The following is a 12,758-nucleotide window of genomic DNA, read 5'->3' on the forward strand; positions in this document are numbered from 1 at the left end:
TCAGCGGTCCTGGTCGTGGTCGACGCGCCGCGACGCGAGCCGCAGGTCGCCGTCGACCCGCACCAGCACGTCATGGACCACGCAGCTCGGCCCGATCTCGGGCTGCTTCACGCCCGGGTGCACGGTGAGCACCAGGGCGTAGCTCGTCGAGTCGATGCCGCCGTCCAGTCGGTGGTCCAACACCACGTGGTTGAACCAGTGCCGCCGCTGCACGGGCGTGCCGGAGAAGCGCCGGCGGTGAAACTCGGTCAGCTCGGCCGCGATGCCGGCGCGGGTCCGGGCCGGCGGCAGGCCGGGTGAGTGGGTGAACTCGCCGTCGTCGGTGAAGCTGTCGGCGTACGCCTGGAAGTCACCGTTGTCGAGCGCCTGCATCTGCCGGGCGTAGAACTGCGACACCTCGGCGTAGAGGTCGGTCGAGACACCGGTCGTGATCATGCTTTCTCCTCGGGTCTGGGCGGCCGAGCGACGGGTCAGCCCGCCTCGGCCGGGGACAGAGCGAACAGCGGCGTGTCGTACTCGACCGCCGCGCCGTCGGTGGCGAGGACGTCGAGCACGATGCCCGGCGTGTCCACGGTGACGGGGATCATGAGCTTCATCGCCTCGACGATGCCGATCTGCTGACCGGCGCCGACCGGGTCGCCGACCTGCACGAACGGCGGGCTGCCCGGCTGCGGGGCCAGGTAGAAGACCCCCACGGTCGGGGCCCGGACCAGCAGCCGGTCGTCGATCGGCGCGGCCGGCGTGTCCGCAGGAGCTCGCGCGGGCACCGCCGGGACGGTGCCGTTGGCGCCCTCGGCGGTGGCCCATTCGGCGGTCACCGTGACCGCTCCTGCGGTGATCTCCAGTCGGGCCGGTGGGTCACGGAAGCCGGAGAGCAGTCGCAGCACGCTGTGCTCGACGGTCTCCAACAGGTGCTGGTCGTCCTGTCTGGTCTCTGCCTGCGTCACGGCCGCCCCCTAGTAGTTCCCGAGCCCGCCGCAGACGTTCAACGCCTGCGCGGTCACCGCGTCCGCGGCGGGGCTGACCAGGTAGCCGACCATCGCCGCCACCTCGTCGGGCTGGACGTAGCGGCCGATGGGCACTCGGGCGTTCACCCGCTGGAGCACCTCGTCGGCGGGCACCTGCCACAGGCCCGAGTAGACCTCCCGGACCCGCTGCGCCATCGGCGTCTCCACGAAGCCGGGACAGACCGCGTTGACGGTGACGCCCGTCTTGGCCAGCTCCAGCCCGAGGGCCTTGGTGAGCCCGACCACGCCGTGCTTCGACGCCGAGTACGGCGCCCCGTGCAGCACGCCCTGCTTGCCGCCGGTGGAGGCGATGTTGACGATCCTCCCCCGGCCCCGACCGAGGATTCCGCCGTTGTTCAGCACTTCCTTGGTGACCAGGAAGACGCTGTTGAGGTTCGTGTTGATCACGTCGAGCCAGAGCTCGTCCGGGATCTCGGCGGTGACGCCGCCACCGGAACGGCCGGCGTTGTTGACCAGGATGTCGACCGGCCCGAACCGCTCGACCCCGGCCCGGACGAACGCCTGGACCTCGGCCGACGACGTCACGTCACAGGTGCGCCCGTCCGCCTCCAGCCCCTCGTCGCCGAGTGACTTGATGGTTTCCGCGAGGGCCTCCTCGCGACGACCGCAGAGGTAGACCCGTACGCCGTCGCGGGCGAGGTGACGGGCGATCGCCAACCCGATGCCGCTCGTCGCGCCGGTGACCAGCGCGACCCGTTGATCCTGCGTCATTGTTCCTCCGTTGCGGGTTGGCGTGCCGGGTGGCCGCACGTGCCGGGTGACGGTGTCCAGGCTGTCGGCCGGTGCTCGAGGGCCGGTCGAGTCCGTCTGGAGCGGCCGTCAGCGCAGCTGGTCGACGAGCGCGGTGGTGTGTGTCGCCGTCCGGAACGCGTCGGTGGCGAGCACGTCGGCGAGGAAGTCGCTGGTGGTGCTGACCCGCTCGCCAGCGACGTGGAACTCGGCCAGCGCGCGGAGCATCCGGGCGATCGCCTCGTCTCGTCGCGGTGCCCAGACCACCAGCTTGGCCAGCAGCGAGTCGTAGTTGGGTGGGACGACGTACCCCTGGTAGGCGTGAGTGTCCACCCGGACGAAGGGCCCGCCGGCCGGGATGAACTCGGTCAACCGGCCGGGTGTCGGCGCGAAGCCTTGTCGTGGGTCCTCGGCGTTGATCCGGCACTCGATCGCCACCCCGGAGAGCCGGACGTCCTCCTGGGCGAGGCGTAACGGCTGGCCGGCGGCGATCCGGATCTGCTCGGCCACCAGGTCCACCCCGGTCACCATCTCGGTGACCGGGTGCTCCACCTGGATACGACAGTTGACCTCCATGAAGTAGAAGCCGCCGCTGCGGTCGACCAGGAACTCGAAGGTGCCCGCGCCGACGTACCCGGCAGCCAGCGCCCCGGCGACGGCGGCCTTGCCCATCTGCTCCGCGAGGCCGTCCGGCAGGTTCGGCGCCGGGGTCTCCTCGATCAGCTTCTGGTGCCGGCGCTGCACGCTGCAGTCCCGCTCCCCCAGGTGGACGGCGTGCCCGTGCCCGTCACAGAGCACCTGGATCTCCACGTGTCGAGCCTCGGCGAGGTACCGCTCCACGTACACCTCGCCGTTGCCGAACAGCATCCGCGCGGTCGCCTGGGTGCGCCGGTACGCTTCCGGGAATTCGGCCGAGGAGTGCACGACCTGCATCCCCCGACCGCCACCACCGGCGGAGGCCTTCACGATCACCGGGTAACCGATCCGGTCGGCGAGCCGGTGGGCGTCCTCGGCGGAGAGCGGGTCCAGGCTGCCGGGCAGCAGCGGCAGGCCGGCCTCGGACATCAGCGTGCGGGCCGACGTCTTGTCGCCAAGCTGGGCCATCACCGCGGCCGGCGGGCCGACCAGCGTGATCCCCTCCGCCGCGCAGGCGTCGGCGAAGTCGGGGTCCTCGGAGAGGAACCCGTAACCGGGGTGGATGGCGTCGGCCCCGGTCATCCGGGCCGCCTCCAGCACTGCGGCCGCGTTGAGGTAGCTCAGTTTGGGCGGCGCCGGCCCGAGTTGCACCGCCTCGTCGGCCAGGCGCACCACCCGCGAATCCCGGTCGACCGTGGAGTGCACCGCGACGCTCGCGACGCCCAGTTCCCGGCACGCCCGGGCGACCCGGACCGCGATCTCACCCCGGTTCGCGATAAGGATCTTGTGGAAGAGTCGGCCCGTCACGAGACCCCCTCCCGGAGCGGCCGCAGCCCCGACTCGACGGTGAGCGCCGTGCCGAACGCGCCGAACCGTTCCCGCCGGTCGGCGACGAGGGCCTGCGGTGTCCGGCCAGACAGCTCGTCGACGAGCGGGGCCAGTGCCGCCCGAAGCCGGTCGGCGGAGCGCAGCGGGTCGGCGCCCGTGCCGCCGTCCGGCTCGGGAATGACGCCGTCGACGATTCCGAGCCGCAGCAGGTCCCGGGCGGAGCCGCCCAGCGCGGCGGCGGCCCGGGGTGCGGCGGCCGGGTCCTGCCACAGGATCGCCGCGCACCCCTCGGGGCTGATCACCGAGTAGACGCCGTTGCCGAAGATCAGCACTCGGTTCGCCACGGCCAGGGCCAGTGCGCCGCCACTGCCGCCCTCACCGATGATCACCGTGACGATGGGCACCCGCAGCCCGGCCATCAGCCGCAGGTTCTCGGCGATGGCCACCGCCTGACCGCGTTCCTCGGCGTCCGCGCCCGGATAGGCGCCCGGCGTGTCGACCAGGGTCACCACGGGCAGGCCCAGTTTGTCGGCGAGACGCATCAGGCGGGCCGCCTTGCGGTAGCCGTCCGGGCCGGGCATGCCGAAGTTGCGCTGGTTCAGTTCGGCCGCCGTGTGTCCCTTCTGGTGACCGATCACCATGACCGGTCGGCCGGCGAGCCGCGCCGTGCCACCGACCACGGCCGGGCTGTCGCCACTCAGCCGGTCGCCGTGCAGCTCCTGGAAGTCGGTGAACGCCATCGACAGGTAGTCCAGGGTGGTGGGTCGGTCCAGCTTGCGGGCGAGCCGCACCTGCTCCCACGGGTCGGACTCCGGCAGCAGGCCCGGGTCGCTGACCGTGGGCGCCGGAGGCTCGTCACCGGTCGCTCCGGGGGACGGCGCAACGGCCGCCGCCAGCAGCCGGGACAGCTCGGTACGCAGCCGGTCCCGCGGGACGACCCGGTCCACGAAGCCCCGTTCCAGCAGGAACTCCGCCGTCTGGAACCGCTGCGGGAGCACCTGGTGGATGGTCTGCTCGATGACCCGGCGGCCGGCGAAGCCGAGCCGGGCGCCCGGCTCGGCGACGATGACGTCGGCCAGGGTCGCGAAGGAGGCGGCGACACCGCCGTACGTCGGATCGGTGATCAGAGAGATGGTCAGGATACCGGCGTCGTCGAGCTGCCCGAGCGCCGCGCTGGTGCGGGCCATCTGCATGAGCGCGAGCGTCCCCTCCTGCATCCGGGCGCCACCCGAGGCGGTGACGATGAGCAGCGGGATCCGCTCGACCAGCGCGGTCTCCGCGGCCAGCGCGATCAGTTGACCGACGCCGACGCCGAGGCTGCCGCCCAGGAACCGGAAGTCCATCGCGGCGACGACGACCGGGTGGCCGTCGATGGCGCCCCGGGCGCAGACGACGGCCTCGTCCAGGCCGGTTCGGGCCCGCGCGTCCGCCAGCCGGCGAGGGTACGGAATGGTGTCGACGAAGCCGAGGATGTCCTCGGTCACGGCGGGGAACGGCAGCGGTTCGAGGGTGCCGGGATCGACGATCTGGTCGAGCCGTTCGGGCGCGGTAAGCCGCGCGTGGTACCCGCACTCGGGGCAGACCTTCCGGCCACGCGCCCACCGCTTGCGGTACAACGGTGTCGTACAGCCCTGGCAGAGCACCCACTGCGCCTCTTCGGCGCCCCGGGTCGTCAATAGGGTCATCGGTCCTCCTCGGCAGACACGTCGTTTCGTGCGGACGCGGCTGGTCGCCAACGATGCGGTCCGCCGCTCGAACATCGGCCGGATTCGGGTCGGACCCCGTCGACGGGGACGTCGAGGCGGCATCGAGTGGTCTTCGAGGGCGCGGGAGCACGGTGGACGGTGTCCACCCGCCTACGAAGGGCCGTGCCGTGACGCCAGTGCATTCCTCGGACCTGGATGAGACCACGCGGTGCGACCTCGACCGGTCGGCCTTCACGGCGGCCATGTCGCGGTTCGCCTCGGGGGTGACCATCGTGACCACCGTCGACTCCGCCGGTGTCGCGCACGGCTTCACCGCCAGTTCGTTCTGCTCCGTCTCCCTGGAGCCGCCGCTGGTCCTGGTCTGCCTGGCGCGCTCGGCGAACTCCTACCCCGCCTTCGCCGGCTGCGACCGGTTCGCCGTGAGTGTGCTGCGCGCCGAGCAGGCCGACCTGGCGGTGCGGTTCGCCCGCAAGGGCGCCGACAAGTTCGCCCAGGGCCGGTTCGTGCCCGGTGCCGGGGGCGTGACAGTGGTCGACGGGGCGCTCGCGCTGGTGGAGTGCACCACCGAGCGTGTCGACGAGGCCGGCGACCACGTCATCCTGCTGGGTCGCGTACGCCAGGCCCGGGTGGACGACGGCAGACCGGCGATCTATTTCAACCGGGCCTTCGGCACCCTGGCCAACCCATAGGCGATCGTCGGAAGTGCCGGTCGAGCCGAACCGGGAGCCCCGCCGCCGTACGGCACGCGGAGCGGCTCCCGGATTTCGGTGCGTGGTGTCCGAAACCGCACCGCCGCTGCGAGCGGCGTCAAGGCATTTACCGCACCCGATCCACCCACCCACGATATTGTTACCGACGCAATAATTGCCGGTAATAGCTGTTGCCCAACGACAAAGGGGGGTCATCACGCCTAATCGGACATTGAGCTATAAGGACCTGTGTCGTGACTCACACAAGCCCGGCGATGGTCATTCGGAAACCAATCATCACCTGCGAGCTGTCCGATTGAAGGCACCAACAGAACCATTGACAGCGGTAGGTAGTAGTGATTGTGTACGCACGGTAAGGGTCGACGTCGATGGGGGGCCATCAGCGCCAACCGAGCACTGGGAAGCACCTCCCGCCACGCCACGGGGCGGGGAGAGCCCACAGAACAACCAGTGCGATCTCGCCAGTGCCGGGGGGCACGCGACGGTAGCACCTCAAAAAGGCCGACCCAGGGTTTTCAGCGGCACTGACGCACGCCGAATTCCGGCAAGCCAGGCAGAGCAGAGCAGGTCATCGGGGGGAAGAATGGAATTCAATGTTCTCGGATCAATGGAGATAATCACCGACAGCGGCACGTCGATACCGCTCGGCACCTCCAAGATCAGTCAGGTTCTGGCGCTTCTCGTCGCCCGAGCCGGTGAGGTCGTCAGCGTCGATACGCTGGTGGAGGAACTGTGGGGCGACCGCCCACCCAAGAGCGCCCTGACCACCCTTCAGACGTACGTCTACCACGCTCGGCGGATGTTCGCGCAGAACCGGCTCACCGACTCGGACCGCAACGTCCTGCTCACCCGACCGCCCGGTTACCTGCTCGACGCCAGTGTGGACGAGACCGACGCCACCCGGTTCCAACGCCTGCTGCGCCAGGGCACGGAGAGCCTGCACGCCGAGCGGTGGGAGGAGGCTAGCGAGCAGTTGCGCGACGCCCTTGCCCTGTTCCGCGGCTCGGCCTTCGCGAGCGTGAGCATGGGCACGGTCCTGTCGGCGCACGCGGCCAATCTCGAGGAGTTGCGGACCCGGGCGATCGAGCTGCGCATCGAGGCGCAGGCCCGGCTGGGACGACACCGCGAAATGGTCCCCGAGTTGCAGTCGCTGGTGATCGCCCGCCCTCTCAACGAATGGTTCTACGGACAACTCATGGTGGCGCTGCACCGCTGTGGCCGGCGGGCCGAGGCGCTTGAGGTCTACCAGCGGCTGCGCCGGGTGGTCCGGGACGAACTGGGCGTCGAGCCCAGCGCTGAGGTCCAGCGGCTGCACCGGGTCATGCTGGAGCCGGTCCCCCAGCGCGCGCCGGAGACGGCCGCCAGCTTCCGGGAGCTGCGGATCGCGTACGGTCTGGAGGACCGGCTGGTGGAGCTGGGGGCCGGACCCGGGTGACGCTCGACCGAGCCTTCCTGGACGAACGCCTCGGTGTCGCTCAGCGCCGCACGTCGCGGTGCTGAGCGACGTCCGAAACGGACCGCCCTCGCCGGACCACCGCCTCGCCCAGCCTGTGCGAACATCCCCGTCTCGAGCAGCGTCCGACCCGGCGACAGTTAGCGATGGCAACCTGATGCACAGCCCGACCGACGTCGAACTGACCCGACTCCTGCACCACTGGACGGGCGGGGCGGCTCCCCGGCTGCTGGGGCGGGGAATGGAGGGTGTCGTCTACGAGATCGGCCAGGAGCGGGTCGCCAAGGTGTGGTTCGACGGGTCGGAGACCGCCTTGCAGCGGGTTCGGGTGTTCTACGACGCGCTGGCCGGAAAACCTGCGCGGATCGCGGTCCCACGGATCCACGAGGTCCACCTGATCGAAGGTCGCTGCGTCACCGTCGAACAACGGCTGGCCGGCAGGACCATGACCGAAGCGCGGGAAGAGGGCCGCCTCACCCTCGACGAGGCCAGGTCGGCGTTCGTCGACGTGTTGACCCAACTGGGGGCAAGCGGGCCCCTGCCCGAGGCACGGAAGCTGTCGGTCCTGGACGAGGCGATGCCGCTCTACGAGGCCGCCGACGCGTTCCCTGACGCCCTCCACGCACTGGCCACGCGTCGCGTCGCCCGATTCCGGCAGGTGCTCGACCCGGCGGTCGAGGACCTCGACAGGAAGCTGGACGCGTTGCAGGACCGGCTGCGGGACGTCGACAGCGGACGACGATCGGTCGTCCACGGTGACATGACCCCCGGCAACATCCTCGTGAACGACGCCGGCAGCCCTGCCGCCGTACTCGACTGGGGCTTCCTCACGACCGAGGGTGACCCGGCGTTCGACGCCTCCGTCGCAGCCTCGATCTTCGACATGTACGGCGAGCAGGCCCTGGACACCGAACGTGGCCACTACACGCAGATCGAGGAGCGCCTGGGCTACCAGCGGCAGGCGCTTCTCGTCTACCGCGCGGCCTACTCGCTGATCACCGCGAACGCCTACGACGCCGACGGCGGGGACGGTCACTTCGCGTGGTGCGTCGCGGCCCTGAACCGGTCCGACGTCGTCCGAGCGCTCCTGGGCTGAGCACCACCACCGGACGGCGACGTGGTCAGGCGTACCCGATAAAGCCGGTGACCTCGCTGGTCAACCCCCGCGATAATGCCGAACGTGCAGCAGGTCGAGGTCGTTCTAGCCCACCACGAGCGCGTGACCATGCGTGTCGGTGACCTGTTCATCAAGATCGACACCCACGATGGCGCGGCCCTGAGGAAGACTGGCGGGCATGGCTGACTTGAGCGATGCGAAAGCCGCGCTGCACCTCTATCTGAAGGAAAATCGCGACGACCTGATCTGGAAGCTCGACGGGCTCAGCGAACGCGATGCCAGAATGCCCCGCACCGCGACCGGCACCAACCTGCTGGGCATCATCAAGCACTGCCTCAATGTCGAAGCCGGTTACTTCGGGCCCACCTTCGGGCGCGAGTTCCCGACGCCGGAGGAACTCGTCCCCATGCAGGCGTTCGACGAGGACCCACAGGCGGACTGGTACGCGAACGAGGACGAGACGAAGGACGGCCTGATCGATCTGTATCGCCGGGTCGGGGTGTTCGCCGACCAGACGATCGACCAGCTGCCGCTCGACGCGCCGGGGCAGGTGCCGTGGTGGCGCCCGGGCCGACAGGACGTGACGCTGCAGCGGATCATCATCCACGTGACCTGCGACCTCGCGCGTCACGCGGGTCATGCCGACATCATCCGCGAGCAGCACGACTCGGCGATCGGCCTGCGGCAGGACAACACCAACATCCCGGACGACTACGACTGGTCGGCGTACGTCGCCAAGCTGACGAAGCTCGCGGACCGCTTCGCCTAGGGCGCGTTTCGTAGGCACCCGTGAGCGCGCCGCCCGCCGCGAATCTGCGGCGGGCGGCGCGTGACGTCAGGAAAGGTTCGCGCCCCGCGGGGCGGCAGAGCGAATCACGGGCAGGGCGTTCGCGCGCAGACGTCGATGACCTTGCCGGTGAGCAGGAAGACGGCCTTCTGTCTCTGGGCCCCGGCCTGGGCACGTGGGAACTCGTGCGGATCCTCCCCGTACTCCGGGCCGGCCGGGGCGAGGTTCGTCGGCGGCGGCGCGTACGCCGCGCCGCTGTTCCAGATCACGAGCGCCGAACCGGTGTACGGGTAGCGGCGGATCGGCGCGATGCCCCAGTACGGACGCACGTCCGATGACCAGCCGTCGGCGAGCGCGGGGGTGTGCAGGCGAGCCCCGATGGTGCGCGCCTGGACCTCCGCTGCGGCGGGCGAGACCTGCTGGTCACCGAAGGCCACGTGCATCAGCACCTGGTGCGGTGGGGTGCCGGGCAATGGTCGGTCGGTCATGTGCTGGGCGTACCCGTTGGCCTCGGACCGGTCCCACAACATCTGCAGCAGCGCGAGGATCAACTGTTGGTCGACCTTGTCCGGGTAGTAGCCGTCCATGACCGACTGGAATGGGGCGAAGTCCACGCTGCGTTGCAGCAGCGTGGAGTAGTTCATCGCCGGTACGCCGAGCACCGAGCGGGTCCAGTCCTGAGCGATGGCGGTGACGGCACCACCGTTGATGCCACCCTGGCTGTTGCCGTCGTAGTGCAGCCCGCCGGCCAGGTTGATCAGCGGTCGTGCGGTGGCGTCCCGGAACGCCGGGTGGGCGGCGAACCCGCCCGGGTGGATCATCGCGCGGCCCAGGAACAGGAAGTTCAGGAAGCTCTGCTGCAACCGGTCCGCGACGGCGGGGAAGGCGCTGAGGTCGGTGAAGGCACCGGCCACATAGGGGACGTCGCCGGCGGCCATGCCGATCCAACTGGTCGCGCAGAAGGTGAAGTTGTGGGTGTTCGACATCGTCCTGACGTTGCCGGCGTTGATCTCGGTCGGCTTGCCGAGCAGGCCATGACCGTAGAGCGAGAGGTGTGCCGGCTTCGCGGCGGAGGCGCTGCGCGGGATGTTGCAGACGAAGTCCGCCGCGATCGTCGCGCCGGACGGCGTGGGCAGGGCGTTCGGCGTCTGCGGCGTCCCGGCGCCGCCGGCCGGCCCGTAGTGCAGCCGGGAGCCCGGCCCGCCGTCGCCGGTCAGGTAGGACGGTACGCCGATGGTGCCGGTCACCTGCCGGGCGATCAGCGGCTCCTGCTCCGGTGGGTAGTCGGTCACCTGGGTGACGGTGAACGACGGTGCGGCCCGGCGGAGGGTGGCGAACGCGCTGTCCCGGACCGCCAGCATCCGCCCGGTCAGACCCTGCCGGCTGGCCACCGTGAAGTCCCAGGCCAGGTAAAGGCTGTGCCGCTTGACCCCGGTCCGGGTCAGGTCGGCGAGGATCCGTTTCATCTGCGGCACACGACTGTCCCGATGGCTGAGGCCAGCACCGGTCACGTACGCCCTGAACGCCTTCGGCGCCGGGATCGACGCCCCGTTGCCGTCGCGCATGCCGCGCAGGCCGACGACGTAGCGGGTGCCCTCGGTCAGCGCCACCGCAGGTCGGATGATCAGCACCTGCCGGTCGGGCTGGCCGGTCGCGTGCGCGTCCAGCTCGGCCCAGTACGGCGTGCGCTCACCGGTCCGCGCGTTGATCAGCACGATCGGCGCGTCCGGCGCCAGCGAGCGGCCGATGTCGGTGACCGGCGCGATCCCGGTCGCCGTGGCGTCGAGGCCGGGTACGCGCACCAGGATCGGCGAGCCCGGGCTGAACCCGTCCTGCCGGTTCCATTCCGTCGGGTCGATCGGGGCCCCCTGCACGTTGGCGGGCATCGCGGCGGCCGCGAGCCGCACCCGCTTACCGGTGGGGCTGGTCCGGTCCGGCACGGTGAAGTAGTCGTTCGGGAAGGGCAGCAGGCAGGCCGTCGGGTCGATCGGGTCGCAGGCCTGCCGCCCGGTTGGTGCAGGAGTGGCGGGCGGTGCCGCAGCGGCCGACGCCCCGAACAGGACGGTGCCCGCGGTCACCAGCACGGACACGGCGAGACGGAGCCCTCTGGTTGTGGTCACACGCATCTCCTTCGACGCAGGTGGTGTTCTTCCTACGCTCGTGAAGGAATCTCAGCAACCAACGCGACGCCCGTAGATGCCGACTGTCGTTGGCCGGGGGCTGACAGGCTAGTTTGCTCGGATGAGTCTTCTCGATGACGTCGCGCGGCGTGACAACTGGCGATGCTGGGTGTGCGACGAGCCGGTCGACGCTGACATGTCGGTGAACGACCCGCGTGGGCCCAGTGTCGACAGCCGCACCGCCGACAAGAAGGCCAAGGTCGTCGAGCGGCTTGCGCACCGCGCCTGCAACACCCGCAAAGGTGCCGTCAAGGTGGTCATCGCCTGGCCGGACCGTCTGCACGTGGTGGAGCCCGCGCCCCTGATCACCGTCGCCGAGAGGCTTGAGCGCAAGGGCGGCCGCGAGTTGGTGGCCCGTTGCCCGAGCAGGAAGGACGCCCAGGAGGCGGCGGACTGGCTGGTCGACCGGTTTTCCCGGCTGACGCCCGGGCTGCCGGTGACCGCGAGCGTCGACGCGGGCGGCGGCCAGTATCTCGTCGCCCTGGCCACCGGCCGCCGCTGACTGGCGACCCTGCGCGGCGGAACGTCACCGAACAGGACCGCCCCGGCACGGGTACGGCAATGCGTCCGGACGCTGTCCGGACGCATTGACATCGGCAGGTCGCTGACCGGCCGGTGGGTAGCAGTCTTGCTCAGAAAGGGGGTGCGTCCTGGCCCATCAGCGCCAGCACGACGCCTCCCTTTCCGCTCTTGAGGCCCTGGACGACGACCTTGCCGGTGCTGCCGTCGGGCAGCTCCAACGTGAAGGTCTTCCCGACCGCGTTCTTGGGGCCGTTGCCGGCGCTGTTGGCAGGTCGGAAGTCACCTGCCCACGGCGGGACCCCGCCCCTGCGGGCGGGCTCGGCGAAGAGAGCGGCGGTGCCGGGGGTCCTGGTGCCATCCGACGAAAGGAGCACTGAGGCGCTGCGAAAGGTAGCCATATGCGCCAAGGCTATCCCGGACCGCGCTCATTTGCGCCACCGCGACTCCCCGCGACGCGGTTGGTGCGCAAAGGGCACTATCAGCGGATGGTCGACCAACCGAAAAGAGTACGTGCATGGGTGCGCCACCTGGCGGACCGTTCCTACGCCGTGCTGATCGACGGGCCCGATGGCGAGGTGGAGGTCGGTCGTACCCGCCGGACCCGTGAGGTGCTGACCATGGCGCGAGCCGGGGCCGCACGTGCGCTTGGTGTGCCGGAGGGTGGTTTCGACCTCAACGACATCGCCCTCACATTCGCGCGACCGCCCTACGGGTCGGACGGGCAGTGGGTCCGCGTCGTCGCGGTGGAGGACCCCGACGACCCTTCCGAGGCCAGCGAGATCGGCCTGCTGGGCAGGGCTTACTGGTTCGATCACGAGGCCGCGTGGTTCGTGACGGTGACCGGCTCCGGCACCGGTCTCCATCCCAGCGAGCACCTCGACTTCGCCCCGTCGGCGACCGACGAAGAGGTCGCCGCGTTCGACGCGTACGTCTCCGGCACCGATCCAAGACCTTGACACCTGTCGATGTTAGCGCCAACACTGAGACCGTAACCTGGACGCAACGCCACCGTCATATCTCGCGATCCGCGACGCCGTCGCCCTGGCGTCGCGACCGCTTCGG

Annotated in this window: 14 protein-coding genes; 7 read left to right on the top strand and 7 right to left on the bottom strand. The window is 70.2% G+C overall.

All coding sequences use genetic code 11. The features are described 5' to 3' along the window. From HNR22_RS07800 to HNR22_RS07820, 5 genes are all read right to left on the bottom strand, one after another. Positions 1-435, bottom strand: a complete 435-nt coding sequence (locus tag HNR22_RS07800) for a nuclear transport factor 2 family protein (protein WP_179779775.1) — start codon at positions 433-435, stop codon at positions 1-3. A 35-nt stretch (positions 436-470) separates the two neighbouring features. Continuing rightward, on the bottom strand, positions 471-947 hold the full coding sequence (locus tag HNR22_RS07805) for a biotin/lipoyl-containing protein (protein ID WP_179779776.1): 477 nt from the start codon (positions 945-947) through the stop codon (positions 471-473). Between the two features lie 9 nt (positions 948-956). Further along, on the bottom strand, positions 957-1,739 hold the full coding sequence (gene fabG, locus HNR22_RS07810) for a 3-oxoacyl-ACP reductase FabG (RefSeq protein ID WP_179779777.1): 783 nt from the start codon (positions 1,737-1,739) through the stop codon (positions 957-959). 108 nt (positions 1,740-1,847) lie between these two features. Then, positions 1,848-3,200 carry an acetyl-CoA carboxylase biotin carboxylase subunit gene (locus HNR22_RS07815; protein ID WP_179779778.1) on the bottom strand — a complete coding sequence of 451 codons (1,353 nt, stop codon included), beginning with the start codon at positions 3,198-3,200 and terminating at the stop codon, positions 1,848-1,850. Beyond that, a complete protein-coding gene (locus HNR22_RS07820) occupies positions 3,197-4,906 on the bottom strand; it encodes an acetyl-CoA carboxylase carboxyltransferase subunit alpha (RefSeq protein WP_179779779.1) in 1,710 nt (569 codons plus the stop codon). The genes HNR22_RS07815 and HNR22_RS07820 overlap by 4 nt, the downstream gene beginning before the upstream one ends. A gap of 188 nt (positions 4,907-5,094) precedes the next feature. Between HNR22_RS07820 and HNR22_RS07825 the strand changes: the two genes are divergently transcribed. The 5 genes from HNR22_RS07825 to HNR22_RS07840 all read left to right on the top strand — a co-directional run bounded on the left by HNR22_RS07825 (position 5,095) and on the right by HNR22_RS07840 (position 8,976). Further along, positions 5,095-5,616: a flavin reductase family protein gene (locus HNR22_RS07825; protein WP_343059728.1), complete on the top strand. Its 522-nt coding sequence runs from the start codon at positions 5,095-5,097 to the stop codon at positions 5,614-5,616. 628 nt (positions 5,617-6,244) lie between these two features. Further along, entirely contained in the window at positions 6,245-7,072 is an 828-nt protein-coding gene (locus HNR22_RS07830) for an AfsR/SARP family transcriptional regulator (protein ID WP_218906235.1), read from the top strand. A 175-nt stretch (positions 7,073-7,247) separates the two neighbouring features. Continuing rightward, positions 7,248-8,186, top strand: a complete 939-nt coding sequence (locus tag HNR22_RS07835; RefSeq protein ID WP_179779781.1) for a phosphotransferase family protein — start codon at positions 7,248-7,250, stop codon at positions 8,184-8,186. Between the two features lie 84 nt (positions 8,187-8,270). Further along, positions 8,271-8,393 (top strand): hypothetical protein, encoded by a 123-nt coding sequence (locus HNR22_RS31610; RefSeq protein ID WP_281374138.1) that lies wholly within the window; start codon positions 8,271-8,273, stop codon positions 8,391-8,393. Next, positions 8,386-8,976: a DinB family protein gene (locus tag HNR22_RS07840; RefSeq protein WP_179779782.1), complete on the top strand. Its 591-nt coding sequence runs from the start codon at positions 8,386-8,388 to the stop codon at positions 8,974-8,976. The genes HNR22_RS31610 and HNR22_RS07840 overlap by 8 nt, the downstream gene beginning before the upstream one ends. A 104-nt stretch (positions 8,977-9,080) precedes the next feature. Here HNR22_RS07840 and HNR22_RS07845 read toward each other — a convergent pair whose 3' ends face one another. After that, positions 9,081-11,114, bottom strand: a complete 2,034-nt coding sequence (locus tag HNR22_RS07845; protein WP_179779783.1) for a hypothetical protein — start codon at positions 11,112-11,114, stop codon at positions 9,081-9,083. Between the two features lie 121 nt (positions 11,115-11,235). Between HNR22_RS07845 and HNR22_RS07850 the strand changes: the two genes are divergently transcribed. Beyond that, positions 11,236-11,676 (top strand): hypothetical protein, encoded by a 441-nt coding sequence (locus HNR22_RS07850; RefSeq protein ID WP_179779784.1) that lies wholly within the window; start codon positions 11,236-11,238, stop codon positions 11,674-11,676. A 130-nt stretch (positions 11,677-11,806) separates the two neighbouring features. On the opposite strand, the gene HNR22_RS07855 is transcribed toward HNR22_RS07850, so the two are convergent. Continuing rightward, positions 11,807-12,094 carry a hypothetical protein gene (locus HNR22_RS07855; RefSeq protein ID WP_218906239.1) on the bottom strand — a complete coding sequence of 96 codons (288 nt, stop codon included), beginning with the start codon at positions 12,092-12,094 and terminating at the stop codon, positions 11,807-11,809. Between the two features lie 120 nt (positions 12,095-12,214). Between HNR22_RS07855 and HNR22_RS07860 the strand changes: the two genes are divergently transcribed. Further along, positions 12,215-12,652 (top strand): hypothetical protein, encoded by a 438-nt coding sequence (locus HNR22_RS07860; protein ID WP_179779785.1) that lies wholly within the window; start codon positions 12,215-12,217, stop codon positions 12,650-12,652. Positions 12,653-12,758: the final 106 nt, after the last annotated feature.

This window comes from Micromonospora jinlongensis (assembly GCF_013410645.1).
Taxonomy (GTDB): Bacteria; Actinomycetota; Actinomycetes; order Mycobacteriales; family Micromonosporaceae; genus Micromonospora; species Micromonospora zamorensis.